Source organism: Dermacoccus sp. Ellin185 (genome assembly GCF_000152185.1).
In the GTDB taxonomy this organism is placed as follows: domain Bacteria; phylum Actinomycetota; class Actinomycetes; order Actinomycetales; family Dermatophilaceae; genus Dermacoccus; species Dermacoccus nishinomiyaensis.
Map to the genome: position 1 here is coordinate 108,930 of NZ_AEIQ01000115.1, position 25,616 is coordinate 134,545.

A 25,616-nucleotide genomic window follows, 5' to 3' on the forward strand; every position below is an offset into this window, starting at 1 on the left:
ACGCAGCTGGATCTCACGTCGCATGCGCCGCCCTGCGGGGCGTGGCGCGACGGGAGTCGAACGATCAGATCGAGACGACCATCTTGCCGGTGTTGGCGCCGTTCAGCAGGTCCATGAACGCCTGCGGCGCGTTCTCCAGGCCCTCGACGACCGTCTCGTCCCACTGAACCGAGCCATCGGCGAGCCACGTCGCCATCTTCTGCTGGAACTCGGGCACGAGGTCGCGGAAGTCGCTCTGGATGAACCCGCGGATCGTGATGCGCTTGCCGATGACGAGCGCGAGGTTGCGCGGCGCGGCGGGCGGCTCCGTCGAGTTGTACTGCGCGATGGCGCCGCACATCGCGATGCGCCCGTGGGTGTTCATCGACGAGATGGCCGCCTCGAGGTGGTCGCCCCCGACGTTGTCGAAGTAGACGTCGATGCCGTCCGGCGCGGCGTTCTTGAGCAGGCCGCGGACGTCACCGTCCTTGTAGTTGAAGGCGGCGTCGAAACCGAGCTCCTCGAGGCGCGCGATCTTCTGTGCGGAGCCCGCCGAACCGATGACGCGGGACGCACCCTCGAGTTTCGCGATCTGACCGACGAGCGAGCCGACGGCACCGGCCGCGCCGGAGACGAACACCGCGTCGCCGGAGTGGAATTCACCGGCGCGCATGAGCCCGCCGTACGCCGTGATGCCGGGCATGCCGAGCGCGCCCAGGTAGGCGGACGGCGACACCTGCGCGCCACCGACGTTCGTCGAGACCTTGCGTGCCGCCTTCGCGGGCACGACGGCCATGTCGCGCCAGCCGAGGCCATGGAGGACGAGGTCACCCTCCGCGAAACCCTCAGCGCGGGATTCGACGACCTCGCCGACCGCGCCGCCGTCGAGGGGCTCGTCGATCTGGAACGGCGGGACATAGGACTTCACGTCGTTCATGCGGCCACGCATGTACGGGTCGACGCTCATGACGGTGTTGCGCACGAGCAGTTCGCCGTCGCTGAGGGCGGGGAGTTCCCGCGTCTCGAGGCGGAAGTTGTCGGAGGTGGGCGCGCCATGGGGGCGCGACGCGAGCACGATCATCTGAGAAGTCGTCATGCCCTCACATTGCCACGCGGCACCGACGACGCTCCACTCGGGAAGGACCGAAACCTTTGGACGCCACGGGTTCACGACGACCGCCGCTCACGCGAACGTGATCGAGAATCGCAGGCGGGCACGAGCCTGCAGGCTGACGTCAGTGATGGTCGCGCAGTTTCAACCGGTAGCTCACGACCTCGCCGATGTCGCCAGCCTCCTCGAAGCCGCGTGATTCGTACAACCGGCGCGCGTACGCGTCGTCGCTGCGGATCGAGACGCGCAGGTGGTGCGCGCCGTTCTCGCGCGCACCGTCGAGGACGGCCTCGACGAGGGATCCGCCGACGCGACGGCCGCGTGCCGCTCCGTCGACGAAGAGATCCGCGAGCACCCAGTCGTGAGTGAGGTGGGTCGAGTCGAACGCGCGGTAGACCTGCGCGAACCCGACGACGCCCACCCCGTCACGGGCGACGAGGACGAGCGTCTGCCCCGTCTCGATGCGCTCGGCGAGAAACGTCCGCGCGTCGGGCGTCGGCGCCTTGCCGTAGAAGCTGCGGTACTGCTCGAACAGGTCGACGAGCTCGTCGACGTCCCCAGGCATGGCATACGCGATGTCGATGTTCACGCCTCCATCCTGCCCAATCGCGCGCGCAGCGGCCACCGCAAGATCGGCCTTGCCCGATTCCATCGACACCTCAGGCGGCCACGTGCTCGACTCTCGTGCAGCTGCCCCCGTTCTTGTGTCATCAACGCGCGAGATGCCGCGCGTTGATGACACAACATCCTGTCCTGCCCTCGCGGGCGTGAGGTCACAACGAGCGGGCGATGAGTTCCTTCATCACCTCGTTGGCGCCGCCGTAGATCTTCTGGATGCGCGCGCCGGCGTACATCTTCGCGATGGGGTACTCGAGCATGAAGCCGTAGCCGCCGAACAGCTGCAGGACGCGGTCGATGACATTGCACTGCACGTCCGTCGTCCAGTATTTCGCTCGCGAGGCGGTGGCTGAGTCGAGCTTGCCCTCCATGTGCAGCATGATGCAGTGATCGAGCAGGGTGCGGGCGGCGAGCACGTCCGTCGAGCACTCGGCGAGCACGAAGCGCGTGTTCTGCAGGTCCATCAGCGTGCCGTCGAACAGTTCACGCGACTTCGCGTGCTCGACCCCGAGCTTCACGGCCAGCTCCGCCGATCCGACGGCCGTGCACGCGAGGCCGAGGCGCTCCTGCGGCAGCTGCTCCATGAGGTGGTAGAAACCGCGCCCTTCCTCGCCGAGCAGATTCGCGACGGGCACGCGCATGTCGGTGAAGTGCAGTTCGCGCGTGTCCTGACCGTGCTGGCCGATCTTCTGCAGCACCCGCCCGCGCTCGAAGCCGTCGAGGTCGGCCGTCTCGAGCACGATGAGCGAGATGCCCTTGTGCCCGGCGGCCTTGTCACGCTCGCAGGTGCGGGCCACGAGGACGATGAGGTCGGCGTGGCCGGCGTTCGTGATGAACGTCTTCGAGCCGTTGATGACGAATTCGTCGCCGTCGCGCACCGCGCGCGTCGAGACGCGCTTGAGGTCGGAGCCAGCGCCGGGTTCCGTCATGCCGACGGCGCCGACCCATTCGCCAGAGCACAGCTTCGGCAGCCACTTGCGCTTCTGCTCCTCGGTGCCGTAGGCGACGATGTAGTGCGTCACGATGATGGCGTGGACGACGAAGCCCCACGAGTCGTCACCGGCCTTCGCCTGCTCGATGGCGACGACGGCCTCGTGCGCGAACGTCGCGCCGCTGCCGCCGTACTCCTCTGGTACCGACAGGCCGAGCAGGCCCAGCTCACCCGCCTTCGTCCAGACGTCACGATCGACCTGGTGCTGTTCGCTGTAGCGGTCGATGTTCGCGAAGATCTCGCGGCTGAACGTGGCGGCGAGACGCTGGAGGTCTTCCAGTTCGTCGTCCATCCACGGCGAGCGGTACGGCAGGGGTGCGGCCGGGCCCATGGGTCTTTCCTTTCGTCGGTTCCACCAGTGTGCCCCACATCACAACAACCTTGGCGCTGCGGGCGCGTCTCATTCACTGCCCGTCGCACCGGCTCCTTCACCCGAAGGGACCAATGACCCTGGATCTATGTTGACCGTCAGGTACGCTTTATCGAACGCGAGTGGTGAAATCCGACACACGTAGTGGGTCTGACGTCCGACCGGGTGGTGGCGGACGACAGCCCGCGCGAACCGCCACGGCGCCGCGCACGGGGGAAGCGCAACCGAGAACGAGGAGCTGCTGCATGGCCAGCCATGACGCCGGGTGGGAGGCGTTCCGCGAGGAGTTCCGCCACTGGATGGAGCTTCGGGGGATGACGAGCAGGGCCCTCGCCGCTCGCCTCAACGAACTCTCCGTCGACCAGCCGTTCGACGAGCACGTCGTCAAGCGATGGCGCCACTCCACGTCACCGCCCCTCGAAGCCGTGCGTCACATCGCCTCCCTGCTCTCGATGAGCGACGATCCGAGCGGTCAGGCTCCCTACGATCCCGCGTTCATCCTGCGTCGCATGGGCCTGCTCGCGCCCGCCGCGCCGGCCCAGGAACTTCTCGACACGAGCCTGCGCCTGCAGGAGCTTCGCCTGCGCCTCAGTGAGGTGCGCGGCCAGCTGAGCCGCCACGCCGCGCGAACCGGCGCCGGCCAGCTCGTCCAGACGGCGCTTTCGTATGGGTACGCCGCGGCCGTCTTCCCCGTCTGGGAGGGGCCGGTCGGCTATCCGATGCACGTCGCCGACCGCATCGACTTCCGTACCCCGCGCGACGACATCCCTGCCGTCGAGGAGAACGACGAGATGCTCGCCGCGCTCGTCGCCAACGCCGCCGTACCGGGCACCCGCCATCCACGATTCAGCACCCAGCCTGATGATCTGGCTGAACAATCGCACTGGGCGATCCAGCTCATTGGCCGCCCCTCGATGCGCAACGGCAAGGCCATCCACCCCGCCGCGCCGGCGATCGCCGTCACCGCCTCGACGACGAGTGCGTGGGCGGACGACGTGGGCGGCATCATCGCGTGGCTGCTCGGCTACGGCTTCGTCTCCACCCGCGAGATCGCGCGTGAGCTGACGCGCAACCCGATCGCGACGGACGCGCTGCGCAGCGAGGTGCACGATCAGTTCGTCGCGCGCCCGCCGTCGCACCACGTGTGGTCACACCACAGCGTCATGGTGCCCGAGGACAACCCGAACTCGCCGTGGGCCGCAGCCGACGGAACCGGCTCGCCCGGCCTCGTGCACATCCGACTCGTCGAGGATCACCGGCTCATCGAGTGGACGTCCGAATGGCTCGGCGGGCAGCTCGGCATGAGCGCCGAGGAGGCTCTGACGCTGGCGGAGACCACCGCGTCCACCGTCGAGGCCCGCCTGCACAGCGGCGCGCTCGCCCACGTGCGACGACGCACCCTGCTCGTGCCGACACCGTTCGCCGAGACGTCGGCGCAGCGGTGGGAGAACGCCCTCGGCGCGGCGCTGGCCGCGACGCGCTTTCTCGCCGAGCTCGGCGTCGAGCGCACCGACGGCCTCGACGCCGTGCATGATCGGTTGCTGCGAGACGAACCGGACATCGCCCACTCCTTGCTGCGGTGGCTGGCCGACCACGAGTGCCCTCTGGTCAACCCGAAATTCTCGTCCTGGTCGACTAGGGTCTGACGAGGGTCGGCGACAATTTCTGCCCACAGGTCGGACAACCGACTTAGTGGGCGGCGAAGCGAGCCGCGCCTTCCTACACCGGCCGGAAGCCACGGCATGCGCCCGCGTCGGACACGGGCACGCTCACGAGGGGACCACCGACGATGGCAGCGCACGACTCCAGCTGGGAGATCTTCCGCAGCGAACTCAAGCACTGGATGGAACTGCGCCGCTTCACGAACAAGGCGCTCGCCGAGGCGATCAACGCAGACCTGTCCTCCAGCGGTCTGAGCGCACCCGTCGACGAGCAGATCATCAAGCGCTGGCGGCACTCGACGTCACCGCCCCTGATGACGCTCAAGGTCATCGGACGCATCCTCGGCATGAGCAGCGACCCCACCGGCCGCGCGATCTACGACCCGACGCACCTGCCGCGCGTCATGGGCATCCTCGACCCCGCCCCCGAGAACCCCGAGCTCATCGAAGCGGCCTACCGGCTGCAGACGGTGCGCGCCAAGATCGCCGAGGCCCAGAGCACCCTGACGGCGATCACTGCTGACGAGGGCGCCGTCAACGTCGTGCGCACGGCCACCGCGTCGGGGCTCGGCGCCGCCGTCCTGCCCGTCTTCGAGGGCCCGCGCGGCTACCCGATGCACGTCTCCGACCGCATCGACCTACGCGCACAGGGCGCCGAGGCCACCGCGCCGCAACCGAACCAGTACCCCCTCGTCCACGACGCGCTGCACGACGCGTTCGCCGTCCGCAGCCGACGCGCACCGCGCTTCGCCGACACGAGCCTGCAGCCCAACCCCGACGCCTACGCCGCCTGGGCCGTGCAGCACGTCGGCTGCCCGCGCACGAGCGAGGTGCATCGCCCCCACGCCGGCCTGCCCGCCATCGCCATCACGTCCGTCACGACGACGCCGTGGCCCGACGAAGTCGGCGACCTCATCGCGATGGTGCTCGGCTACGGCTTCACGACGACGCGTGAGCTCGCCCGCGAGCTCGTGTGCGACCCCTATGCGGCGGAACCGCTGCGCGCCGACATCCATGACAACTTGCTCTACGCCGCGACCCCGCTGCGTCGCGTGTGGACGCACCACGGCGCCGTCGTTCCGCCGGCGAACGACCATGCGCCGTTCGGCGACGCGCAGGGCCGCGCGACGAGCCAGCTGCTGCACTTCTACGTGCGCGAGGACGATGCGTCCCTGCGTCACGCCGCCGAGCACCCGGCGGGCCGCCTCGACCCCGTCTCTCCGGAGGAGCTCGACGCCGCCGTCGCCCGCACGAGCGCGACGCGCGCCGAACTCGACGCTCGGTTCGAGCGCATGCAGGACAACCCGCGCATCCGACGCATTGACTACGCCTTCACGCCCGAGGCCGAGGACCGCTGGGCGCTGGTGTTCGAGATGACGCTGACGATCCTGCACACGCTCGACGAGCTGGGCGTGCGCCTCAACCTCACCGAACTGCACGAGCGACTCGCGCGCACCGAACCGCAGGTCGCACCGCAGGTGCTGCGCTGGCTCGCCGACCACGACGCGCCGTTCGTCGAGTCGCGTCACCGCACGCGGCACTGACGGGCGACTGACGCGCGGCGCCCTGCGACGAGGAGACCCCGTTCAGGCGGCCGGCCCTCAGCGCAGCGCGTGCAGCCAGGCGCGGGCGCCCGCGAAGGCCTCGTCGCTCGTCTCGGGGGAGACGTCGACGGGACGCTTGTCGGCGCGCGCGTATGAGCCGAGATAACGCACGTCGGCGGCGACGCGCTTGAGCCCCATGAGCGCCTCCCCGACACGTTCGGACGCGATGTGCCCCTCGATGTCGAGCGAGAAGCAGTAGCTGCCCATCGCCTCGCCCGTCGGGCGCGATTCGAGGCGCGACATGCTGATGCCACGCGTCGCGAACTGCTCGAGCAGCTCGAGCAGCCCACCGGCGCGGTCGGCGTGCTGGTAGAGCACGAGCGTCGTCTTGTCGTGGCCCGTCGGCGCGGGGGTGCGGGGGCGGCCCGCGGCGTCGCGGGCCTTCGTCACGAGGACGAATCGGGTGACGGCGCCCGCGTTGTCGCCGATGTGCGTGGCAAGGGTCTCGAGGCCGAAGACGTCGGCGGCCATCGGCGCGCACACGGCCGCCTGGAAGTTCTCGGCGGCGTCATCGGCGAGGCTCTGCGCGGCGGCGGCCGTCGACAGCGTCGGCACGTAGGTCGCCTGTGGCAGGTTCGACGCCATCCAGCCGCGCACCTGCGGCCACGCGTGCGAGTGCGACCCGACGCCCGTGATCTGCTCGGCGCGCGTGCCCGGGCGGGCCGCGAGGACGAACGTGATCGGCACGAGCACCTCACCGACGAGCAGCAACTGCGACTCCGTGGGGGCGCCGGCTCCCGCGTTGAGGGCGTCCAGCGTGGAGCTCACGCCACCTTCGACGCTGTTCTCGATCGGCACCATGACGCCGTCGACGCCACCCGAACGCACCGCGTCGAGCGCTGCCGGGACGGTCGCGAACGGGACCGAACGTTCCAGGGCAGCCGCGACGAGGCCGTCCGTCGTGGTCGGGGCGCCGGACGAGCTGGGAGTCTGGTGCGGGTGCGAACTCGCCTCACCTGGGGTCGAAGCACCCGCGGCAGGCGCGGTCGCGGCCGCCCCCTCGTCACTGGCGGGACGCACCGCTGCGGCGACGTCACGCGTCTGCTGCTCGAGCCACCCCCGCAGCGCAGCCTGCGTGAACGTGCCGGCAGGGCCGAGGTAGCCGTAGGTCGGTTCGTCGTGCGTCATCGGGCATTCCCCTCACCGGCGCGCGCCGCGGCGACCGCCTGCTTCTCCTCGGGCGTGAGCTCGCTCGAGCTCGCGCCTGCTTCGACACTCTTGGCGTACGTGCGTGACTCGGCGCGCCCGTGGATCGACGAGATGACGAGCCCGTCACCGGCGTCATCGACGAGGGCCGCCGAGAACGACAGCTGACCCGCCATGTCGCCGAACGCGTCGTAGCGGACGACGGCGACGTGCTTGAGCGCGCGTCGCGAATCGGCACGGGCTGCGGCGAGTTCGGTTCGGGCGGAGGCGATCTCGCGCGCCAGCTGCCGCGGGCCGCCGTCGTCGTCACCGATGATGGACGCGAGGCGGGCCTCGCTCGCGCGCGCCTGCACGAGCGCCCACCCGGCGAGCAGGAGAGCACACACTGCGACGGCGAGAGCGACGGCGATCACGACGTCAGCCTATGCAACCGGGCGTGGTCGATCAGACCGGCACCCAGGCCGGGAATTCGACGCCGGCGAGGGCGGCCACCATGAGCGCCGCGAACAGCAGGCACACGACGCCACCGGCGGTGCGGATGGCGGAGAGGCTGAGCCGCTTGAGCAGCGCCTTTCCGGCGACGGCGCCCAGCGCCGAGACCAGGGCGAGCGCGAGGAACGCCGACAGGCCGACGAGCCAGGGGTTGCCGCCACGCGCGACGAAACCGGCGGTCGCGAGCTGGCTCAGGTCGCCCCACTCGGCGAGGAACAGGATGAGGAAGCTCGCCCCGATCGCCTTGAGCCCCTCGGCCGGCTTGGCCTTGGCACCGAACTCCTCCTCGGCCTCCGCCTCACCCTCATCGGCCTCCTTCGCGCCCTTGATCAGCACGAAACCGGCGACGAGGAACAGCAGCGCGACGACGGCGTGCACCGGCTTCTCCGGCAGCAGGGTGAGGGCGCGGCCGAACAATACGGCGACGACCGTCTGCACCGCGAACGCGGACGCGACGCCGATCCACACGTACAGCGGCCGATACTTGGTGGCGAGCACGAGCGTCGCGATGAAGGTCTTGTCAGGGAGTTCGACGAGGAACAGCGTCGCGAAGACGGTCAGGGCGAGAGCGAGATCCACGGGCCACGAGCCTACCGGGTCGCAGCGAGGATCCAGGATCAGCGACTACGCTTGAGCGGTGTTCCGTCGGTGGCTCGTGACTGCTCTCGTCGCCGCCGTGACGTTCGCGGCGCTCGCCGTTGGCATCTCCGTCGCCAAGTCCGACACCTCCCCCACGCATCGCGCGCTGCCGGGCAACCTCGTCGTCGTCGGCATGCCGGGGCTGACATGGAGCGACATCAACCCCGACACGACACCGACGCTGTGGGACATGTCGCAGCACGCCGCCGTCGGCAACCAGCTCGTCCGCGTCATCAGCGACCACTCGTGCAGCGACGCGGCATGGGTGACGCTGGGCTCCGGTACACGCACCCCGCTCGGCTACAGCCCGCCGATGGCGGCAGCGTCCGGCACGAACGACTTCTGCCCGCCCCCGGTGAAAGGCGAGTACGACGCGACGCACCACACCTACCGTTACCCGCAGTGGAGCACGTGGGCCAAGGACGCGCTGAAACGCAACATCCCCTCACGCATGGGGCTCGTCACCTCGACACTGGAGAAGGACGGCCAGTGCGTCAGCGCCGTCGGAGAACGGGCGACGCTCGGTGCGGCGAACCGTCAGGGCGTCGTCTCGCACTACTGGCCGAGAATCTCCGGCGCTGACCTCGCCGCGTGCCCCGTCACATACGTCTCGCTCGAGGGGCGCAGCGACGCGCAACTGCGTCAGGTGCTCGACGCGGCACCCATCGACACGACCGTCCTCGTAACCGGCCTCACCGACGACGAACGCCCCGAATCGCCGCGCGCGATCATGCTCGACGGGCCGACGGTCGGCTCGGGCATGCTGCGCTCACGCCAGACGCGTCAGCGCGGGATCGTCACGACGACCGACATCTCCGCGTTCGTCCTCGAACGCACCCCCCGCCCGCCGGTGCTCGGCGAGGGGCGCCCCCTGTCGATCGAACCCGTCTCGACGCCCGCCGCACTGCGCTCGGTGCGCAACACCCAGACCCTGCTGCGCACCGAGCGCAACCTCGTCGGGCCGTTCTTCGTCTGGGTCGCGGCCCTCGGCGCGCTCGCCGTCACCATCGGGGCGTGGCTGTCGGTCCGCGCGCGCTGGTGGCCCTGGAGCGGACGTGACGTGGCTGACGGCGACGCCGCGGCCCGCGCCGTCATGACGCGCCGGCTGCGGGTGGCGCGCGGTTGGTGGGCGACGACGGGTGCGCTGCTCGGTGCGGTGCCGGTGGCCACCTTCCTGGCGAACCTTTACGCCTGGTACCTCCACGACCATGCGTTGGCGTGGCTCGGCGGGTGCGTCGTCGTCATCATCGTCGTCATCGCGACGCTCGCACTGCTCGGGCCGTGGCGTCGCTGGACGCCCGGCCCTGCCGTCTTCGTCGCCTCCTGCACCGCGCTGGTGCTCGCGATGGACGCCGTGCAGGGATCGCCGCTGCAGCTCGTCAGCGTGCTCGGGCTGCAGCCGGTGTACGGCGGCCGATTCTTCGGGATGGGCAACGTCGGATACGCGCTGTTCATGACGTCATGCCTGTTCGTCGCGGCGATGCTCGCGGGGCGTTATCGCGCGATGAAACGGCCTCGGCTCGCATTGCTGACGGTGCTCGCGATCGGCGTGCCCGCCATCCTCGTCAACGGGGTGCCGCAGTGGGGCAACGAGGGTGGCGGCTCGGCAGCGTTCGTGCCCGCGATCATCTACCTGGCGATGCGTGCTCGCGGGTGGCGGATCACGCTGACGCGACTGCTGCTCGCCGCGTTGGGCGGTGCTGCGTTCGTCTTCGTCATCGGCTGGCTCGACTACCTGCGCGGCGAGAGTGCGCGCACACACCTCGGCGACATCTTCGCCGGCCTCGTCGGCGACGGGCAGGTCAACCCGATCAAGCGGGTGCTGTACGCAAACTGGCACATGCTCAACACCCATTGGTTCTACTGGTGCGTGCCGATCTGGCTCGTCGTGTGCATCGTCGTGCTCGCGTTCCCCGACGGGCCCGGGCGCTTCCTCAAGCCACTGCTCGTGCGCGTGCCCATGATGCGGCACGGCCTCATCGCCATCACGATCATGCTCGCCGCCGGATTCCTCGCCAACGACTCGGGCACCTCGATCCCGCCCGCCGGGGCGCTCGTCATCATGCCGCTGCTCGTCATCGTCGCGGCGCGCCTCGGATCACCGCGCACGAGCGAAGCCCCTCGCGTGCCTGCCGTGAAGAGTTGACGGCCGTACCCATCTGCGATTTACGTCCACACTCAACGGACGTTGCGGGCAGGCGAATGTGGACGAAAATCGCAGATGTGTACAGGCTGCCGCGCTCGTTGCCCGGCGGCGAGCCGAGCTCAGTGCGATCTGACGGCGGGCTTCAGCGCAGCGTGATCTGCCGCGAGACGACGCCGTTGCGGGCGCGACGTTCGTCGGCGGTGAGCGGCTCAGTCTCGAGCGAGGCGAACGCATCGTCGAAGGCCTTGGCGAGTTCGGCCATCGGCGCGGCCTGCTGCTCGGGCAGGCGGTCGGTCGCGACCTCCCAGACGGGCGTCAGCACGCCGCACGCACGGAACGCGCCGAGGAGGCGGCCTTCGTCGTCGTTCTCCGGCATGCGCGCCTTGCCGGATGCGGACAGGCGGGCGAGCGCGTCGGTGGCCTTGTTCTCGTCGTGCGGCAGCACCCAGCGGATGAAGGCGCGATCGCCGATGAGGCACCAGTAGGCGGAGTCGATGCCGTCGATCGGCGCGGTCGGAGCGATCGACTCGTTGGCGTCCTCCATAGAGACGGAGGCCTCTTCGCCGATCTCGTGCTCTTCGGGGATCCAGAAGTCGAACGTCTCGTGCACGGTCGGTTCGAACGTCGTGCTCGTGATGATGTCCTGCAGGCGCGGCGTTGCAGCGCTGACGCGCGGCGGGGCGGGCAGCGGCTGGCCGTTCTCGAGCTGCGTGACGGCGATGAGCTGCGCGGCGACGTCGCGGCTCGCGTCGCCGGATCCACCGCCGGTCTGCAGCGCCACCATCATGTCGCCGTCCTCGCGACGCAGGCCGGGCCACGCCATCGGCAGGATCGTCGCGATGACCGCCTCGTGCTCCTGCCCGTCGACCTCGAAGGTGACCTTTGCCGTCGCCGACGGGACGATCTCACGCATCGCCACCCAGTCCGTCTCACCTGCGAGGCCCTCGAATGGACGCGCGACGAACGGCGCCGGCATCTGCGACGGATCGAGCGGACGCTTGTTCTCTTTGCCCTTGCGGCGTGAAGCCTTACCCATGGTCGATGAGTCTAGTGATGTCGCGTGCCCGCGGCGGCGCGATGCGTCATCTCGCTGCGGTAGTGGAACGTCGTCAGGCGCGCGCCGCGTCGGCTGGGGCCACACGCGTGTCGCAGCGGGCGCCTCTGCCGAGCGTGCGAGGCCGATGCGCCGCAAGACGCGCAGAGAAATGTTTGGGCGGGCGGCCGCGGAGGCGGCCTGCCCGAGCTTGCGAGGTCAGGCGCGCCTGCGCGACGGGCCGCCCAAACTGGCCCACACCGTGCGGCCGTTGCGTTCGTCGCTGACGCCCCATTCGTGGGCGAGGGAGCGGACGATGCGCAGGCCGCGGCCAGAGTTGACCCATTCACTCTTGGGTTTGGGCATGGGGATGTCGTCGCCGCCGCCGTCGGTCACTTCGATCTCGACGCGCGGGGCGCGCACCTTCCAGTGCACGCGGATGCTGCCGTCGGGCAGGGGCTTGGCGTGGCGGATGGCGTTGGTGACGAGTTCGCTGACGACGATCTCGCATTCGCCGATGACTTCGTCGCTGATCTCGCCGTCGGAGAGGTCGTCGACAATGGTGCGGCGGATGCTGGGCACGGATTCGAGCGTCCAGTCCAGGCGGACAGTGCGGACGCGGGCGTCGCTCGACATGTCGTGGCTACCTCGTGCGGTCGGACCTCGCGGGGCGGGGTGGTGTTCAGCGTTCGTTCAACCTTGCCACACATCGCAACGGGCGTGGGGTTGGGTGCGCGGCCCCACGGGTGCGCCGCGACGAATCCGAGCGAAATGGGTGACTTCGAGCGCTCTGCCGCTCGTATCCGCCCATTTCGCTCGATTTCATGACCGCCGAGCTGGACAGAAGCGTGCAGGATGCGCGGCTCGGGCCTACGGTCGACGACATGAGCGACCACGACACCAGCGCACCCACATCACACCCCCTGCCCCGCGGCATCCAGCACATCGGCGTCACCGTGCCCGATCTCGAGGCCGCCACGCGTTTCTTCGTCGACGGTCTCGGCGCGAAGGTGGCCTACGACGGGTTGAGCACCGACGACGAGCCACGCAGCGGCGACGAGGTCGAGCGGCAGCTCGGGCTGCCGCGGGGCGCCGCGATCCACAAGCAGCACATGTTCGTCATCGGCGAGGGCCCGGGCCTCGAGGTCTTCGAGATCAGTGGCGAGCAACGCGCCGCGGCGGGACTCGCCGACTTCGGACTCAATCACATCAGCTTCTACTGCGACGACATCGACGGCTCGCTACAGCGCCTCGTCGACGCCGGGGGCATCGCGCTGTCGGAGGTGCACGGCAACAGCTGGTACGAGGATTCGCCGGGCAACGGCAGCGTCTACGTCAAGGCGCCGTGGGGCATGCTCATCGAGCTGCAGACGATTCCCAACGGCCACTACTGCCCCGACGACTCCGAGTCGGAGGTCTGGATGCCGCAGCCACGGTGATGTGCCACGTCAGCACGTCTGACCGCGTCGCACCCCCACGCGCCCCGATACAGCAGGGCTGCGGCTCCCTCCGTGTCGCCTGCCCTCAGCCCCAGAACGCCTCTCGAGCTTTGAGCGCCTTCTTGGGCTTGTTGGTGATGATGGCGTCGACACCGTTGCGCAGGCAGCGTTGGATGTCGTCGGGGTCGTCGACCGTCCACACGTGCACCTCGTGTCCGCGTGCGTGCTGTTCGGCGACGAGGCCGGGGTTGCGGCGCAGCATGCCGACGCTCATCGCCGCGATCGAGATGCCGGGCGGCAGCTGGCCTCCGCGGATGCGCTGCGGCACGACGCCCTCCATGAGCCACGCGAGCGGCACCTGCGGCGCCAGCGTCGTCATGCGGGAGACGGCCGGCAGCGAGAACGACATGACGCGGACGTTGCAGCGCGACGGGTCCGGCGTGTCGAGACCGAATTCGGCGAGCACCCGCGCCAGCTCCTTCTCGACGCGTCCGGTGTGCTTCGACGGATGCTTCGTCTCGACGGCGAGGTCGACGCGGCGCTCGGCGTCGAGCGTCGTGCGCAGCAACTCCTTGAACGTGAGCAGGTGTGAGCCGCTGCGGTCGGCGATCTCCCAGTCGACATCGGTGTCGTCAGATTCGAGACGCGCCTTCCACGACCCCCAGTCGAGGCCCTCGAGCTTTGCAAGCTCCAGGTTCGAGATCGCGCCGCGCCCGTTCGACGTCCGCTTCGCCGTGCGGTCGTGCACGCAGACGAGGTGGCCGTCAGCGGTCAGCCGGACGTCACACTCGAGCGCGTCGGCGCCGACGCGGATGGCGCGTTCGTACGCCTCGAGCGTGTGCTCCGGTTCGTGGTGCGACGCCCCGCGATGCGCCACCACCTGCGGGCGCTCACCGGACAGCGTCGGCAGATCGAGCGGCGCGACGGCTGGGCGAGCCGCGCGATAACCGGCAGCGAGCGCCTTGGTCGGGCGCGGAACGGCAAGACGAGACTTCGACGAACTCACCACTACATCTCTACCCCCCGCGCATGAATAGCGGGTTAATGAGGCGCCACTCGTCAGCACCACGGACGCTACGGTCTCGGCGCGTGGCTCTCATTCGTGAACGCACCTCGCGGGCGGGCCACCGCCCCACGCTGCTCGTCGCAGGCGCTCAGTCCGCGGGGCGCGCCTCTCGCGTCGGCCGGCAAGGCTCAGCGATCTGGCGATTCCGACGGGTGGGGGTGCGTCTCGTACGGGCCAACACGCTCGGCGCTCCCTCCCTTTCCGCGGAATGGCGGGGTTGTCGGGCGTGGAGGTTATGGTGACCGGGATCACCAGCCGCACTGGCCGCACCCGCCCGAGGAGGCGCGCATGCCCGACACGACGACCGACGATTTCACCGAGACCGCGACGCCGGACGTCCTCGTCGCACGTCGCGGTTCACTCGCGCGCATCCTGCTGAACCGGCCCAAGGCCATCAACGCGCTCACGACCGACATGGTCAACGCCGTGAGCGCTGCGCTGGAGCAGTGGCGCGACGACGACTCCGTCACCGCCGTCACGATCGAGGGCGCCGGCGAGCGCGGCCTGTGCGCAGGTGGCGACGTGCGCAGCGTCCGTGAAGCGTTCGTCGACGGCGACGGCGAGCGCGCCTTCGAGTTCTTCCGCGACGAGTACCGCATGAACGCGCTCATCGCCGACTACCCGAAGCTCATCGTCAGCCATCAAGACGGCATCGTCATGGGTGGCGGCGTCGGCATCTCGGCGTTCGCCGGGCTGCGCGTCGCGACGGAGCGCACGAAGGTCGCGATGCCCGAGACGATCATCGGGTTCTTCCCCGACGTGGGCGCGCTCTACCTTCTCTCGCGCGCGCCGGGCGGCACGGGCGCCTACCTCGCACTGACAGGCACGACGGTTGGTGGCGCCGACGCCTGCTACGTCGGGCTGAGTGACGTCGTCATCGAATCCGACTCGTGGGCAACGGTTCTCGAGCGTCTCGCCGAGGGTGCTGACGCTGACGCAGCCGTTGCGCGGCTCGCGTCTTTCGATGCCGCTGGCAATGCACCTCTCGGTGCGCAGCGGGCTTGGATCGACGAGGCCTTCGGCTCCGGCGAGCATCTGCGCGCGCCGTCCGAGGTGCTCGAGACGCTGCGTACGTCCGACGTCGAGGCCGCACGTGAGGCGGCCGGCCTGCTGACGCAGCGTTCACCGTTGTCTGTCGCCGCGACGGTCGAGGCGATGCGGCGCGCGGCGGGCATGGACTCGGTGCACGAGGTGCTCGCTCAGGACATGGTGCTCGCGCGCGGCCTCATCGAACACGGCGACTTCGTCGAAGGTGTGCGCGCGCAACTCGTCGACAAGGATCGCCAGCCGATGTGGTCGCAGGCCTCGTTCGACGAGGTCAGCGGCGCCGATGTCGCGCGCTTGTTCGAGGGCTGAGCCCTCGGCGGGACGCCGGTGGGGCACTCATGGCGTAGCCGGGGCCTCGTCTTCGCACTGGCGTGCACCCATCTGCGATTCTTGTCCACATTCAACGGCCATTGCGACGCCGCCCCCGATGGAGGCAGTTGTGATGGTCACGAGCGCGTCGCATCCCCGGTGCTCGCGCAGGATGGCGGGCAACTCACACGTTGGCGCGCAACTTCCCGCCCACTCGTGAGTTACTCGCCATCTTGACGACGCCCGCCAGCGCTCAGACGCACGCCCGTGTCAGTGAACGAGCTTGAGTCCGATCACGCACCCGATGATGCCGAGCAGGAGGCAGATCTTGACGATCGAGACGGACTCGGCGCCCGTCATCATCGCGTAGGCGATGGTGAGCACGGCTCCGATGCCAACCCATACGGCGTAGGCGGTTCCGACAGGGAGGGTCTTCATCGCGTAGGCCAGACCACCCATGCTCAAGGCGCACCCGAGGGCGAAGACAACACTCGGGCCGAGGCGACTCAACCCGCCCGACTTGTCGAGCGCCGTCGCCCAGACGGCCTCCATCGCACCGGACACCACGAGCACGAACCACGCCATCACTGACCACTCCTGATGGCCGTCTTGTCGCGCTGCCGGGTACGGCTCCCTCGTCCGGGCCCGCATCGACGAGCTCGTGCAAGCTTGTCACACGAGCGGTGCTCCCTCGCTTCGCTCTGTCCAGGGGTGTGCCGGCAACCGCAGCCAACTTCCACAGGATGGCGGGTAACTCACACGTAGGCACGTAGTTGTCCGCCTACTCGTGAGTCAGTCGCCATCTCGTGCGATTGCCACGTACCCCATCGCCACGCCCGCCTGTATGGGAATGATTCTCACTTCATCGACGTTCAACCCACCGTCGAACGAAGGAGAAGACCATGACCCGCACGACGAACCGCCCGAAGATCACCCTGCGCTCCACCGCGGGCACGGGCTACAGCTACACGACGCGCAAGAACCGCCGCACGACGCCCGACCGTCTCGTGCTGCGCAAGTACGACCCGATCGCGCGCCGCATCGTCGAGTTCGCCGAAGCCCGCTGACCTCGCAGGAGCAGGCGTGAGACAGCCGAGGAGCGAAACCTCGCTCCTCGGCTGATGCGCGCCCCCGCTCCTCGAACGGCAGACCCGGTCCTGCACATGGCCGAGGCCCGCCCTAACCCACTCTCTTAGCTCTTTCTCAGCCACCCGGTGATGAGGTCTAACCATTCACCACCCAGGCGAGCACCCGGTGGATGCTCGCGCGCCGAGAGAGGCCATTCATGTCGTCCGTCGTCGCCACCCGCCCCCGTCGCTCGCCGACCACCGGCGCCCGCCGCGCCCCCGCAGCCGAGCCCGCTGCACACCACCTCACCGCCAAGGCCGGCGCAGCCGGCGCAACGCTCGTCGCCGGCGGGCTCGGCCTCGGCGCCGTCGTCACCCACGAAGGTGCTGCGGCGACGGGCGAGCTCGGCCTCGACACGGCTCTCTCGCACGACCGCCTCAGCCCGCTGGTCAGCCTCGCGCACGGCATCGACGTCGTCATCGGCCCCATCGTCGGCCCGCTGCTCGTCGCCATCGTCGCGGCGCTGCTCTTCGTGCGCCACCGTCGAGCAGCCGTCATCTTCGCGCTGAGCACGGCCGGCCTGTGGCTCGCGACGTCGTCGCTGAAGCTCGTCTTCACACGCGCGCGCCCGCCGGCCGATCAGGTGCACGCCCTCGTGCACGAGACGGCGCGCGACAGCTTCCCGTCCGGCCACACCGCGCTCGCCGCAGCCATCGTCGCGGGGGCGTTCTTCGCGGCTCGCTCGCTCGGTCGATCCACGCGCCTCGTCCTCGCTATCGGCATCCCGTTCGCGCTCATCGTCGCGGCGTCGCGCCTCTACCTCGGCGCTCACTTCCTCGGCGACGTCACCGCCTCCCTCGTCTTCGTCACCGGATTCGCGCTCGTCGGCGCAGCACTCGCGCCGCTCGTCGCACGCCGGTTGGACCACTGACGACTGCGCCGACGCCCTGCGGCCCCGGAAAATGCGGGGTGCGGGCATCGACATTCCAGCGAGCATCCCACTCACGACCGGGGCCACACCGGACGACCCCCGGCCCAGGCAGCGACATACGAGCAACGACCCACCGACGCCCCGGCCGTCGACCGGCCGACACCACTGCCGCACGTCGAGGACGAATCGATGACCACCCCACCCACAGGCCCCGCATACGGTGAGGGGGTGCATTATCACCTCCCTCGCCGCGTACGGGGCTTGCGCGTGCGGGTCGTCGCGACGTTCGTCGTCGCGGCCCTCGTCGCACTCGCCATCGCGCTCGCGGCGTTCACGTTCGGGCTGAGGCAGATCCTCACCTCGAGCGCCGGCGACAGCGCGACAACGGAGGCGCAGCAGGTCGCGAAAGAACTCAGCACGACGGATGACGCCTCCGCAGCGTTGCGTGCCGCGGGCGTCCACACCCAGGTCGTGCAGGTGCTCGACGCCTCGGGCGCGCTGCTCGCGACCAATGATTCCCACGCCTCGACGCCCCTCGCCCGCCCCGCCGAGAGCACGCGTCGCACGGAGATCACCCTCGATGGCGACCGCGACCACTACGTCGTCGTGACGCTCGCCGCGCACACGCGATCCGGCGCCGAGCGCTGGGTCGTGGCGGCCGCGCCGATCGACCACGAGGACACGATCGTCGACACGACGATCGTCCTGCTCGCCCTGACGGCGGGATGCCTGCTCGTCGTCACCGGCTGGGGCATCCACCGTGTCGTCGGGCGCGCGCTCGCCCCCGTCGAACGTATCCGTCTCGACGTCGAACGCATCCGCTCCTCCCACCGTCCCGAACGTGTGACGGTGCCCGCGACGGGCGACGAGATCGAGCGGCTCGCCATCACGATGAACGCGATGCTCGACCGTCTTGACGCCGCCGACGCGAGCCAGCGCGCGTTCATCTCCGACGCCTCCCACGAGCTACGCAGCCCCCTTGCGACGATCCGCACCCTCACCGAGACCGACCCCGAACCGTCCGAATCGACGCGCGTCATCCACTCCGAGACGCTGCGGCTGCAAGGCATCGTCGAGTCGCTGCTCGCCCTCGCACGGGCCGACGATGACGCCCTCGCGCTCACCCTGCGAGACGTCGATCTCGACGACGTCGCCCACACCGAGGTGCTGCGCGCCCGCAGCGCTTCCCCGACCCGTGACGGCGAGCCGGTCGTGGTAAGCGCCGACCTCGCGCCCGTACGCGTCGTCGCTGACGGCGAGCGCCTCGCGCAGGTCGTGCGCAACCTCGTCGACAACGCGCTGCGTCACGCGACGAGTGCCGTGCGCGTCACGACGCGGGTGGAGGATGCCGGCAACCGCGAGCCGGCCACGGACAGGGACGGGGCGGGCCGAGTGAACGAGCGCTCTGACGACGACGCACGCGGAACAGCCGTTCTCACCGTCGACAATGACGGAAGCGTTCTCGACGCCGGCGATCGTGAGGCGATCTTCGGCCGCTTCGTCCGCCTCGATGACGCCCGCAGCCGCGACGCCGGCGGCAGCGGCCTCGGGCTCGCCATCGCGCGGGCCATCGTTCAGGCCCACGGCGGGACACTCGTCGCCGAAGAATCACCCGACGGATGGTGCCGCTTCACACTCCGGTTGCCGATGGGCTGAGCCTCATACGCCCGTTACCTTCTTCGTGTCCCCGATGATGGGGATGCTGGCCGCTAGGCCCGGTATGACTGACTGCCCCTGTCGCACGCATGATCCGGGGGGTGTTGTCGCCGGGCGCTAGTGGCGTCGGATGACCGCTCATAGGGACACGGCCTCAAGCATGAAGGTCTCTTCGTAACGTGGCTGCCGGCACCCCTCGCCCGCCACGCGGCCAGCACGGGTTGAACACCGTGCACCGCCTCGAAGGAGGGCCCTGATGAACGGACTACCCGAGCGCACCTACGCGGTCTACCTCGGCCTCGACGTCGGCAAAGAACACCACCACGCCTGCGCCCTCGATCCAGCAGGAAAACGACTGCACGACAAGACGCTGCCGCAAGACGAGCAACGCATCCGTGACCTACTCACTGACCTCAGTGTGCACGGTGACGTCCTCGTCGTCGTCGACCAGCCCGCCTCGATCGGTGCGCTCCCCGTGGCCGTCGCCCGTTCGATGAATATTCAGGTCGCCTACCTGCCCGGCCTTGCGATGCGCCGAATCGCCGACCTACACCCCGGCAACGCGAAAACTGACGCCCGCGACGCGTACGTCATCGCTGATGCCGCACGCACCCTGCCCCACGCGCTACGCCGTGTCGACGTCGGTGACGACGCGCTGGCCGACCTCGAAGTGATCGTCGGGTTCGACGACGACCTCGCTGCCGAAACCACTCGCGTCACCAACCGCGTCCACGGCCTGCTGACCCAGATCCACCCCGCCCTGGAACGCGCGATCGGCGGGAGCCTGCACCACCCGGCGGTCCTTGAGTTGCTGTCCCGCTTCGGTGGGCCCAGTGGCTTGCGCACCGCCGGACGCCGACGCCTGCTCGCGGTCGCGAAGCCCCGCGCGCCCCGCAAGTACCAAGCGTTCGTCGACGCGATCATGACTGCCTTGGACGAGCAAACAGTCACGGTGCCGGGCACGCGGGCTGCTGACCTCGTCCTACCGAAACTCGCCGATCAACTCGCCGGCCTGCTCGCGCAGCGCGCGGAGGCAGCGACGCAGGTGGAGGAAATGCTCGATGCGCACCCTCTTGCCCAGGTCCTGACGTCCATGCCCGGCGTGGGTGTCAGGACCGGTGCGCGCATCCTGCTCGAAGTCGGCGACGCCTCCTCTTTCGCCACGCCAGGGCACTTGGCGGCCTAGCCGGGCTTGCGCCCGTCACGCGCCGCTCGGGCACCTCGATCCGCGGTGAGCATCCCAGTAGGTCGGGCAACAAGAACCTCAAACGAGCGTTCTTCCTCGCCGCGTTCGCAGCGCTCAAAGACCCCGCCTCACGCGCGTACTACGACCGCAAACGAGCTGAAGGTAAACGCCACAACGCCGCCCTGATCTGCCTCGCGCGCCGCCGCTGCGACGTCTTGTACGCCATGCTGCGCGACGGCACGACCTACCAACCAGGCCGCCCCGTCACACCGATCGCCGCTTGACGAAGACCATAGGGACACCCCCCGACCTGATGCGGCCCGCCGCGTCCACCCCTCGCCTCAGCGTCACCCCTGCGGCGCCCACCGCTCGGCGAGCGTCACTCCGCCGCCTCAACCAACCTGTAGCCGTGACCCCGCACCGTCTCGAGGCTGGCGGTGCCGAACGGCGCGTCGATCTTGCGACGCAGATACCCGACGTACACCTCGACGACGTTGTCGTTGCCCTCGAAGTCGGCGCCCCACACGTTGTCGAGGATCTCAGGTTTCGACGCGGGCTCTCCGCCACGTCGCGCGAGGTAGAGCAGCAGCGCGAATTCCTTTGCCGTCAAAGAGATCTCGACGTCACCACGCATGACGACGTGGCGCGCCGGGTCGATCGTCAGCCCGCCGACGTCGAGCACCGTCGGCCGCTCCGGCGCACCGCGTCGCGCGAGCGCCCGAAGCCGCGCCACGAGCACGGGAAAGCTGAACGGCTTCGTCAGGTAATCGTCGGCGCCGAGGTCGAACGCGTCGACCTGATCGAGGTCGCCGTCCTTCGCCGTCAGCATGAGCACGGGCGCCCACACCCCGTCGCGGCGCAGCCCGGCGAGCACGTCGTAACCGTTGCGGCCGGGCAGCATGATGTCGAGGACGATGACGTCGTACGGGTTCTGCGCGCCGAGCCACTGGCCGGTGATGCCGTCACCGGCGACGTCGACGACGAATCCCTCACGCCCCAGACCGCTCGCGACAGCGTCGGCGAGGTGCTTCTCGTCCTCGACGAGCAGAACCCTCATGCCGCCTCCTCGCGCGCGTCGATCGTCATGCCCCAGGTCTACACGACACCGGTGAGCCGACGCGATGCGTCAGGACGTGACGATGCAGCACCCGGCGAGCATGAGGGGCAGCGCGACAAGCCCGATGCCGAGCACCTCGAGCGGTTCGACGGCGGCGCGACGGCGCGTCAGCCACCAGCATCCGGCGAGACCGATGGCGAGTGCGACGGGCGCGAGGAGCAGCGTCGACGAGGCGAGCGACCCCCAGGCCGACGCGGGCCATACGTCGCCGATCAGCTGCCCGACGACGGTGCCCAGCGCCAACATCGCGGCGACGGCGGCGACCCAGGCGACGGCGAGGTCGGTGAAGCGTGAGCGCGGGGCGAGGTTCATGCCTCGACGATGCGCGTCACACCCAGGCGACACCTCGTGCGCGCCTGTGGCGTGGCTGTGGGGCGAACGGTGCGTCCTCATCCCCTTTGTGTGCAAATGCATCCGGGTGCATTTGCACACAAAGGGGTCCGGGCGTCGAACGCACGCACCGTCGGGTTCGGCGCAGGTCAGCACGGCCCTCATCGTCATGACCGGGCGGCGAGCATCAAGAAGTGGCCGACGATCGCCGCGACGACGCTGACGACGCCGATTCCGGCCCGAAGCGCGCTTCTCGGCCGCGGGTTGCCGCGCCCTCCTGAGGCCTTGTGCCAGTCATCTCGCCCATTGCACTCTGCCTCTCCTCACGTCGCCGCTCGAGCATGTCCACACTGCGACGCACCAGACGACATCACCGTTCCCCGCGCGGCGCGACGGGCGTTCGGCCACGCGTTGTTAGGCTCGCAGGGTGTATGTGAGCCGCGCAGAACTCGAGAAGATCCTGGGCGCGAGCGTGCCCGAGAGCGTCGACGGCATCGACGCCGTCACCCATGATTCTCGGGCCGCGAAGCCGGGTGGCGCGTTCGTCGCGATCCCCGGATTCACCGTCGACGGTGTGACGTTCGTGCCGCAGGCTCTCGCGAACGGGGCGAGCCTTGTCGTCGCCGAGCGTGACGTCGAGGGTGCTCCGACCGTCGTCGTGCCAGACGCGCGCGTCGCGCTCGCCGCCCTCGCCACCGCGACGGCCGGGCATCCGAGCCACGACGTCACCGTCTACGGCATCACCGGCACGAACGGCAAGACGACGAGTAGCTACGTCCTGCACGGCATCCTCAGCGCCGCGTACGGCGAGGAGAAGACGGGCCTGCTGACGACCGCCGAGATCGTCGTCGGCCGTGAACGCGAGCCGGCCGTCCGCACGACCGGTGAGGCTCCGCAGGTGCAGGGCAACCTCGCGCGGATGCGTGACGCGGGCGTCGAGCACGTCGTCCTCGAGACGAGCTCGCACGGCATCCACCTCCACCGCGTCGCCGGAACCCGTTACGCCGCAGCGTTGTTCACGAACCTCACCCGTGACCACCTCGACCTGCACGGCACGATGGAGGACTACTTCCTGACGAAGCGGCGCCTCTTCGAGTGGACCGACGGGCCGAAGCTGACGAACGTCGATGACGCCTACGGAGCGCGCATCGTCGCCGAGGTGCCCGGCACGCTCGGGTTCGGCGTGAGCGAGAACGCCGACTACCGCATCACGAAGGTTCACCCCAGCGATGGCGGCACGGCGTTCACGCTGACGACGCCCGAGCGCTTCCTCGACGGACGCGACGCCCCCGGCGTCATCGAGCTGCAGATGCCGCTGCTCGGCGACTACAACGTGCACAACGTCGCGGGCGCGTCCGCGATCGCGCTCGAGATGGGCATGCCGCTCGACACCCTCGTCGGCGCCGTCGCCCACATGGCACAGGTGCCGGGCCGCTTCGAGCGCGTGCCAGCGGCCACCGCGAAGGGCTTCGAGGTCGTCGTCGACTACGCCCACACCGAGGTCGGCCTCGAACTCGTCCTCGACGTCGCGCGCGCGGTCGTGGGCCGCGACCACGCCGACGGCGGCGTCCGCAGCGAAGGCGGACGTGTCATCTGCGTCTACGGCGCAGCGGGGCGGCGCGACCCGGCGAAGCGCCCGAAGATGGGCGAGGCGGCGAGTCGTCTCGCGGACGTCAACATCATCACGAACGACGACACGTACGACGAGGATCCGCAGGCCATCGCCGACGAGGTGATGGCGGGCGCCGATCCGTCGAACACGACGATCGTCCTCGACCGCCGCGACGCCATCCGTCAGGCGCTGACACAGGCGCGCCCGGGCGACATCGTCGTCGTCGCGGGCAAGGGCCACGAGCACGTGCAGCACCTGCCCGGAGGCGACGTCGACTTCCACGACACCACCGTCGTCACCGAGCTGCTCGCCGAGCTCTGACGCCCCCCGTCCTCATCTGCGGTTCTTGTCCACCTCTACGAACGGCGTGCACGGGTGACCGAAAAGCGTAGAAGGGGGACGTAGGTCGCCGATGTGGACGGGAATCGCAGAAGGGGACGGCGGGCGCGGGCGCGGGCACCCATTGTGTCGGAGGTGACACCACCCCCGCTTGCCACACTCTTACTACAGGCGTAGTGTTCACATCAGACACCAGCACTACAGATGTAGAAGGAGCGTTTCCCATGGACAACCTCAACACCGTCTTCTGGATCCTCATGACGATCAGCGCCGTCGGCGTCGTCGCCTTCTTCGGCTTCCTCGCCACGTGGGGCGCCCAGATCGTCAAGGCCAACCGTCCCGTGCGCCTCGAACGCCACGAGAGCATCCCCAGCTACTACGGCCGCATGGTCGCCGCGCACTGACGCAGACCGCTCGTCGCCAGGTACGTCGCTCCGCGCCTCTCGTCGCCAGCCCGTCGCACCACGGCTCGTCGTCACGCAGGGACGCAGCCGCCACGGATGCACCGGCCACCCGCGCAGCCTCAGTCAGACGAGGGAGTGGACTTACCCCGACTCAGGACGGCGTCGATCGACTTGCTATAAAAGATCTTGGCCTACCTGGCCGTCAGCTTCGAAGGCCACAAGCCTTCGAGCGCCACTGCTCGCAGTGGTCGACGACGAAGCCCGCATCACCTCACCACAGGTGACGCGGGCTTCGTCACGTCCGGGGCGGCACCGGCGGCAGGTGCGAGGCCGAGGAACGTCGATCACGCCAGACGTCAGGCGGAAGTCGCCAGCCGGGCGATGGGGCATCCCGTCAGTCGATGAGCGTCTCGCGCAGCTGGGGCGTCAGCAACCGCCGTGCGCAGATCATGCGCTGTTCGACGGCCGACGTGACGGCCTGCGCAGCCAGGATCGACGTCGAGACGACGACCTGCGCCGTCGCCGCCTGCACAGCCGATCCGCCGCCGAGCATGACGCCGATGAACGCGCCGGGCAGCGTCACCATGCCGGCTGTGCGTGTCTGGTCGAGCACGGGGATGAGCGACTCGGGGAGGCGTCGCGCAATGACTTCGCTGATCGCGTCGCGGGGCAGCATGCCGATCGACAGCCCCGCTTCATACATGTTCTTCTCCTCGCGCAGCCCGTCGAACGCGCGCCGCGAGACGAGGGTGTGCACGCTCATGACGTTGCCGATGACGATGCCCGCCGTCGGGATGATCGACACACCCTTCATCGGCACGACACCGCTGACGGTGAGGATGACGAGGACAGGCACGAGCCCTGCCGCCATCGCGAGCGTCGCAGCGAGCCGAGCCCGCACGTCCGTCGCGCCCGACCGCTTCGTCGTCGTCAGCACAGCCACGATGAACATGACGGCAACCGCGAGCACCGACGCCCACAGGTAGCGCACGACGCTCGTGATGAGCAGGGCGGCGAGCGTCAGCTGCACACAGGCACGGGCGACGGCGACGAGCGACGTCCGCGTCAGCTTGACGCCCGAAGCCCGGTAGCCGACCTGGATCATGACCAGCAGACATGCAATGGCGACGACGACGTGCCAGCCGAACCCTGTTGTCATACGGCCATTCTCACCGACGCCGGCGCCGCTCCGCACACCGCACGACGCCAGGGGCCTCGCCCGTCGCGCACCGCCCGGCTGCCGGCGGGGACGCTCGCCCCAGTGTTCGGGACGTTTCGCTCCTGTCATGCGTTCGGCGGGCATGATGTGTTTCAAGGGGAGG

23 protein-coding genes, 1 pseudogene and 1 riboswitch are annotated in these 25,616 nt (G+C 69.4%); of the genes and pseudogenes, 11 read left to right on the top strand and 13 right to left on the bottom strand.

Annotation, left to right across the window (positions count from 1 at the left end; genetic code table 11):
* Nucleotides 1–64: 64 nt before the first annotated feature.
* The 3 genes from HMPREF0321_RS12950 to HMPREF0321_RS12960 all read right to left on the bottom strand — a co-directional run bounded on the left by HMPREF0321_RS12950 (nt 65) and on the right by HMPREF0321_RS12960 (nt 3,030).
* Entirely contained in the window at nt 65–1,075 is a 1,011-nt protein-coding gene (locus HMPREF0321_RS12950; protein WP_040015050.1) for an NADP-dependent oxidoreductase, read from the bottom strand.
* 139 nt (nt 1,076–1,214) lie between these two features.
* Nucleotides 1,215–1,679 carry a GNAT family N-acetyltransferase gene (locus tag HMPREF0321_RS12955; protein WP_175282497.1) on the bottom strand — a complete coding sequence of 155 codons (465 nt, stop codon included), beginning with the start codon at nt 1,677–1,679 and terminating at the stop codon, nt 1,215–1,217.
* A 184-nt stretch (nt 1,680–1,863) separates the two neighbouring features.
* Nucleotides 1,864–3,030: an acyl-CoA dehydrogenase family protein gene (locus tag HMPREF0321_RS12960; RefSeq protein WP_006947039.1), complete on the bottom strand. Its 1,167-nt coding sequence runs from the start codon at nt 3,028–3,030 to the stop codon at nt 1,864–1,866.
* A gap of 284 nt (nt 3,031–3,314) precedes the next feature.
* Here HMPREF0321_RS12960 and HMPREF0321_RS12965 point away from each other — a divergent pair, with 284 nt between their 5' ends.
* Together HMPREF0321_RS12965 and HMPREF0321_RS12970 are read left to right on the top strand one after the other, a co-directional pair.
* Nucleotides 3,315–4,715 (top strand): hypothetical protein, encoded by a 1,401-nt coding sequence (locus HMPREF0321_RS12965; protein ID WP_006947102.1) that lies wholly within the window; start codon nt 3,315–3,317, stop codon nt 4,713–4,715.
* A 143-nt stretch (nt 4,716–4,858) separates the two neighbouring features.
* Nucleotides 4,859–6,274, top strand: coding sequence for a hypothetical protein (locus tag HMPREF0321_RS12970; RefSeq protein WP_006947029.1), 1,416 nt, complete (start codon nt 4,859–4,861; stop codon nt 6,272–6,274).
* Between the two features lie 57 nt (nt 6,275–6,331).
* Here HMPREF0321_RS12970 and pheA read toward each other — a convergent pair whose 3' ends face one another.
* Genes pheA through HMPREF0321_RS12985 form a run of 3 tightly spaced genes read right to left on the bottom strand, consistent with a single transcriptional unit; the run spans nt 6,332 to nt 8,551 of the window.
* Entirely contained in the window at nt 6,332–7,462 is a 1,131-nt protein-coding gene (pheA, locus tag HMPREF0321_RS12975; protein ID WP_006947061.1) for a prephenate dehydratase, read from the bottom strand.
* Nucleotides 7,459–7,893: a DUF4446 family protein gene (locus HMPREF0321_RS12980; RefSeq protein ID WP_006947023.1), complete on the bottom strand. Its 435-nt coding sequence runs from the start codon at nt 7,891–7,893 to the stop codon at nt 7,459–7,461. The genes pheA and HMPREF0321_RS12980 overlap by 4 nt, the downstream gene beginning before the upstream one ends.
* A gap of 31 nt (nt 7,894–7,924) precedes the next feature.
* A complete protein-coding gene (locus HMPREF0321_RS12985; protein WP_006946987.1) occupies nt 7,925–8,551 on the bottom strand; it encodes a TMEM165/GDT1 family protein in 627 nt (208 codons plus the stop codon).
* Nucleotides 8,552–8,609: 58 nt separating this feature from the next.
* Here HMPREF0321_RS12985 and HMPREF0321_RS12990 point away from each other — a divergent pair, with 58 nt between their 5' ends.
* Entirely contained in the window at nt 8,610–10,757 is a 2,148-nt protein-coding gene (locus HMPREF0321_RS12990) for a hypothetical protein (RefSeq protein WP_006946939.1), read from the top strand.
* Between the two features lie 142 nt (nt 10,758–10,899).
* Here HMPREF0321_RS12990 and HMPREF0321_RS12995 read toward each other — a convergent pair whose 3' ends face one another.
* Together HMPREF0321_RS12995 and HMPREF0321_RS13000 are read right to left on the bottom strand one after the other, a co-directional pair.
* Nucleotides 10,900–11,793, bottom strand: coding sequence for a DUF5926 family protein (locus tag HMPREF0321_RS12995; protein WP_006947150.1), 894 nt, complete (start codon nt 11,791–11,793; stop codon nt 10,900–10,902).
* Between the two features lie 216 nt (nt 11,794–12,009).
* Nucleotides 12,010–12,426: an ATP-binding protein gene (locus tag HMPREF0321_RS13000; protein WP_006947063.1), complete on the bottom strand. Its 417-nt coding sequence runs from the start codon at nt 12,424–12,426 to the stop codon at nt 12,010–12,012.
* Between the two features lie 248 nt (nt 12,427–12,674).
* Here HMPREF0321_RS13000 and HMPREF0321_RS13005 point away from each other — a divergent pair, with 248 nt between their 5' ends.
* Complete coding sequence (locus HMPREF0321_RS13005) at nt 12,675–13,229, top strand: VOC family protein (RefSeq protein ID WP_040015051.1); 555 nt, start codon at nt 12,675–12,677, stop codon at nt 13,227–13,229.
* A gap of 85 nt (nt 13,230–13,314) precedes the next feature.
* On the opposite strand, the gene HMPREF0321_RS13010 is transcribed toward HMPREF0321_RS13005, so the two are convergent.
* Entirely contained in the window at nt 13,315–14,235 is a 921-nt protein-coding gene (locus tag HMPREF0321_RS13010; RefSeq protein WP_217490555.1) for a glycerophosphodiester phosphodiesterase family protein, read from the bottom strand.
* 348 nt (nt 14,236–14,583) lie between these two features.
* On the opposite strand from HMPREF0321_RS13010, the gene HMPREF0321_RS13015 reads away from it, so the two are divergent.
* Nucleotides 14,584–15,651, top strand: a complete 1,068-nt coding sequence (locus HMPREF0321_RS13015; protein ID WP_006947115.1) for a 3-hydroxyisobutyryl-CoA hydrolase — start codon at nt 14,584–14,586, stop codon at nt 15,649–15,651.
* Nucleotides 15,652–15,921: 270 nt separating this feature from the next.
* On the opposite strand, the gene HMPREF0321_RS13020 is transcribed toward HMPREF0321_RS13015, so the two are convergent.
* On the bottom strand, nt 15,922–16,236 hold the full coding sequence (locus HMPREF0321_RS13020) for a multidrug efflux SMR transporter (protein ID WP_040015052.1): 315 nt from the start codon (nt 16,234–16,236) through the stop codon (nt 15,922–15,924).
* A 14-nt stretch (nt 16,237–16,250) separates the two neighbouring features.
* A riboswitch (guanidine-III (ykkC-III) riboswitch) is annotated at nt 16,251–16,314 on the bottom strand.
* Between the two features lie 239 nt (nt 16,315–16,553).
* Here HMPREF0321_RS13020 and rpmG point away from each other — a divergent pair.
* The 4 genes and pseudogenes from rpmG (at nt 16,554) to HMPREF0321_RS13045 (ending at nt 20,776) form a co-directional block, all read left to right on the top strand.
* Nucleotides 16,554–16,718: a 50S ribosomal protein L33 gene (gene rpmG, locus HMPREF0321_RS13025; protein WP_006946918.1), complete on the top strand. Its 165-nt coding sequence runs from the start codon at nt 16,554–16,556 to the stop codon at nt 16,716–16,718.
* A gap of 218 nt (nt 16,719–16,936) precedes the next feature.
* Nucleotides 16,937–17,650, top strand: a complete 714-nt coding sequence (locus HMPREF0321_RS15115; RefSeq protein WP_006947151.1) for a phosphatase PAP2 family protein — start codon at nt 16,937–16,939, stop codon at nt 17,648–17,650.
* A 189-nt stretch (nt 17,651–17,839) separates the two neighbouring features.
* Nucleotides 17,840–19,306, top strand: a complete 1,467-nt coding sequence (locus HMPREF0321_RS13040) for a cell wall metabolism sensor histidine kinase WalK (protein WP_006947137.1) — start codon at nt 17,840–17,842, stop codon at nt 19,304–19,306.
* Between the two features lie 256 nt (nt 19,307–19,562).
* Nucleotides 19,563–20,776, top strand: a pseudogene (locus HMPREF0321_RS13045) (IS110 family transposase).
* 95 nt (nt 20,777–20,871) lie between these two features.
* On the opposite strand, the gene HMPREF0321_RS13050 reads toward HMPREF0321_RS13045, so the two are convergent.
* Nucleotides 20,872–21,549 (bottom strand): response regulator transcription factor, encoded by a 678-nt coding sequence (locus HMPREF0321_RS13050; protein ID WP_006946951.1) that lies wholly within the window; start codon nt 21,547–21,549, stop codon nt 20,872–20,874.
* A gap of 69 nt (nt 21,550–21,618) precedes the next feature.
* On the bottom strand, nt 21,619–21,921 hold the full coding sequence (locus HMPREF0321_RS13055; RefSeq protein WP_006947131.1) for a hypothetical protein: 303 nt from the start codon (nt 21,919–21,921) through the stop codon (nt 21,619–21,621).
* A 451-nt stretch (nt 21,922–22,372) separates the two neighbouring features.
* On the opposite strand from HMPREF0321_RS13055, the gene HMPREF0321_RS13060 reads away from it, so the two are divergent.
* Both HMPREF0321_RS13060 and HMPREF0321_RS13065 read left to right on the top strand, forming a co-directional pair.
* Complete coding sequence (locus tag HMPREF0321_RS13060) at nt 22,373–23,872, top strand: UDP-N-acetylmuramoyl-L-alanyl-D-glutamate--2,6-diaminopimelate ligase (protein ID WP_237723854.1); 1,500 nt, start codon at nt 22,373–22,375, stop codon at nt 23,870–23,872.
* 242 nt (nt 23,873–24,114) lie between these two features.
* Nucleotides 24,115–24,294 carry a hypothetical protein gene (locus HMPREF0321_RS13065; RefSeq protein ID WP_006947113.1) on the top strand — a complete coding sequence of 60 codons (180 nt, stop codon included), beginning with the start codon at nt 24,115–24,117 and terminating at the stop codon, nt 24,292–24,294.
* Between the two features lie 394 nt (nt 24,295–24,688).
* Here HMPREF0321_RS13065 and HMPREF0321_RS13070 read toward each other — a convergent pair whose 3' ends face one another.
* A complete protein-coding gene (locus HMPREF0321_RS13070; RefSeq protein WP_006946965.1) occupies nt 24,689–25,453 on the bottom strand; it encodes an ABC transporter permease in 765 nt (254 codons plus the stop codon).
* Nucleotides 25,454–25,616 lie beyond the last annotated feature (163 nt).

Bases quoted from the DNA above. Each gene is read 5' to 3' on its own strand.
- HMPREF0321_RS12965 (WP_006947102.1), top strand. From the start codon at position 3,315: ATGGCCAGCCATGACGCCGGGTGGGAGGCGTTCCGCGAGGAGTTCCGC.
- HMPREF0321_RS13050 (WP_006946951.1), bottom strand. From the start codon at position 21,549: ATGAGGGTTCTGCTCGTCGAGGACGAGAAGCACCTCGCCGACGCTGTC.
- HMPREF0321_RS13070 (WP_006946965.1), bottom strand. From the start codon at position 25,453: ATGACAACAGGGTTCGGCTGGCACGTCGTCGTCGCCATTGCATGTCTG.
- HMPREF0321_RS13000 (WP_006947063.1), bottom strand. From the start codon at position 12,426: ATGTCGAGCGACGCCCGCGTCCGCACTGTCCGCCTGGACTGGACGCTC.
- rpmG (WP_006946918.1), top strand. From the start codon at position 16,554: ATGACCCGCACGACGAACCGCCCGAAGATCACCCTGCGCTCCACCGCG.
- HMPREF0321_RS13020 (WP_040015052.1), bottom strand. From the start codon at position 16,236: ATGGCGTGGTTCGTGCTCGTGGTGTCCGGTGCGATGGAGGCCGTCTGG.
- pheA (WP_006947061.1), bottom strand. From the start codon at position 7,462: ATGACGCACGACGAACCGACCTACGGCTACCTCGGCCCTGCCGGCACG.
- HMPREF0321_RS12960 (WP_006947039.1), bottom strand. From the start codon at position 3,030: ATGGGCCCGGCCGCACCCCTGCCGTACCGCTCGCCGTGGATGGACGAC.
- HMPREF0321_RS12995 (WP_006947150.1), bottom strand. From the start codon at position 11,793: ATGGGTAAGGCTTCACGCCGCAAGGGCAAAGAGAACAAGCGTCCGCTC.
- HMPREF0321_RS13015 (WP_006947115.1), top strand. From the start codon at position 14,584: ATGCCCGACACGACGACCGACGATTTCACCGAGACCGCGACGCCGGAC.
- HMPREF0321_RS12970 (WP_006947029.1), top strand. From the start codon at position 4,859: ATGGCAGCGCACGACTCCAGCTGGGAGATCTTCCGCAGCGAACTCAAG.
- HMPREF0321_RS13065 (WP_006947113.1), top strand. From the start codon at position 24,115: ATGGACAACCTCAACACCGTCTTCTGGATCCTCATGACGATCAGCGCC.
- HMPREF0321_RS13040 (WP_006947137.1), top strand. From the start codon at position 17,840: ATGACCACCCCACCCACAGGCCCCGCATACGGTGAGGGGGTGCATTAT.
- HMPREF0321_RS15115 (WP_006947151.1), top strand. From the start codon at position 16,937: ATGTCGTCCGTCGTCGCCACCCGCCCCCGTCGCTCGCCGACCACCGGC.
- HMPREF0321_RS13005 (WP_040015051.1), top strand. From the start codon at position 12,675: ATGAGCGACCACGACACCAGCGCACCCACATCACACCCCCTGCCCCGC.
- HMPREF0321_RS12950 (WP_040015050.1), bottom strand. From the start codon at position 1,075: ATGACGACTTCTCAGATGATCGTGCTCGCGTCGCGCCCCCATGGCGCG.
- HMPREF0321_RS13055 (WP_006947131.1), bottom strand. From the start codon at position 21,921: ATGAACCTCGCCCCGCGCTCACGCTTCACCGACCTCGCCGTCGCCTGG.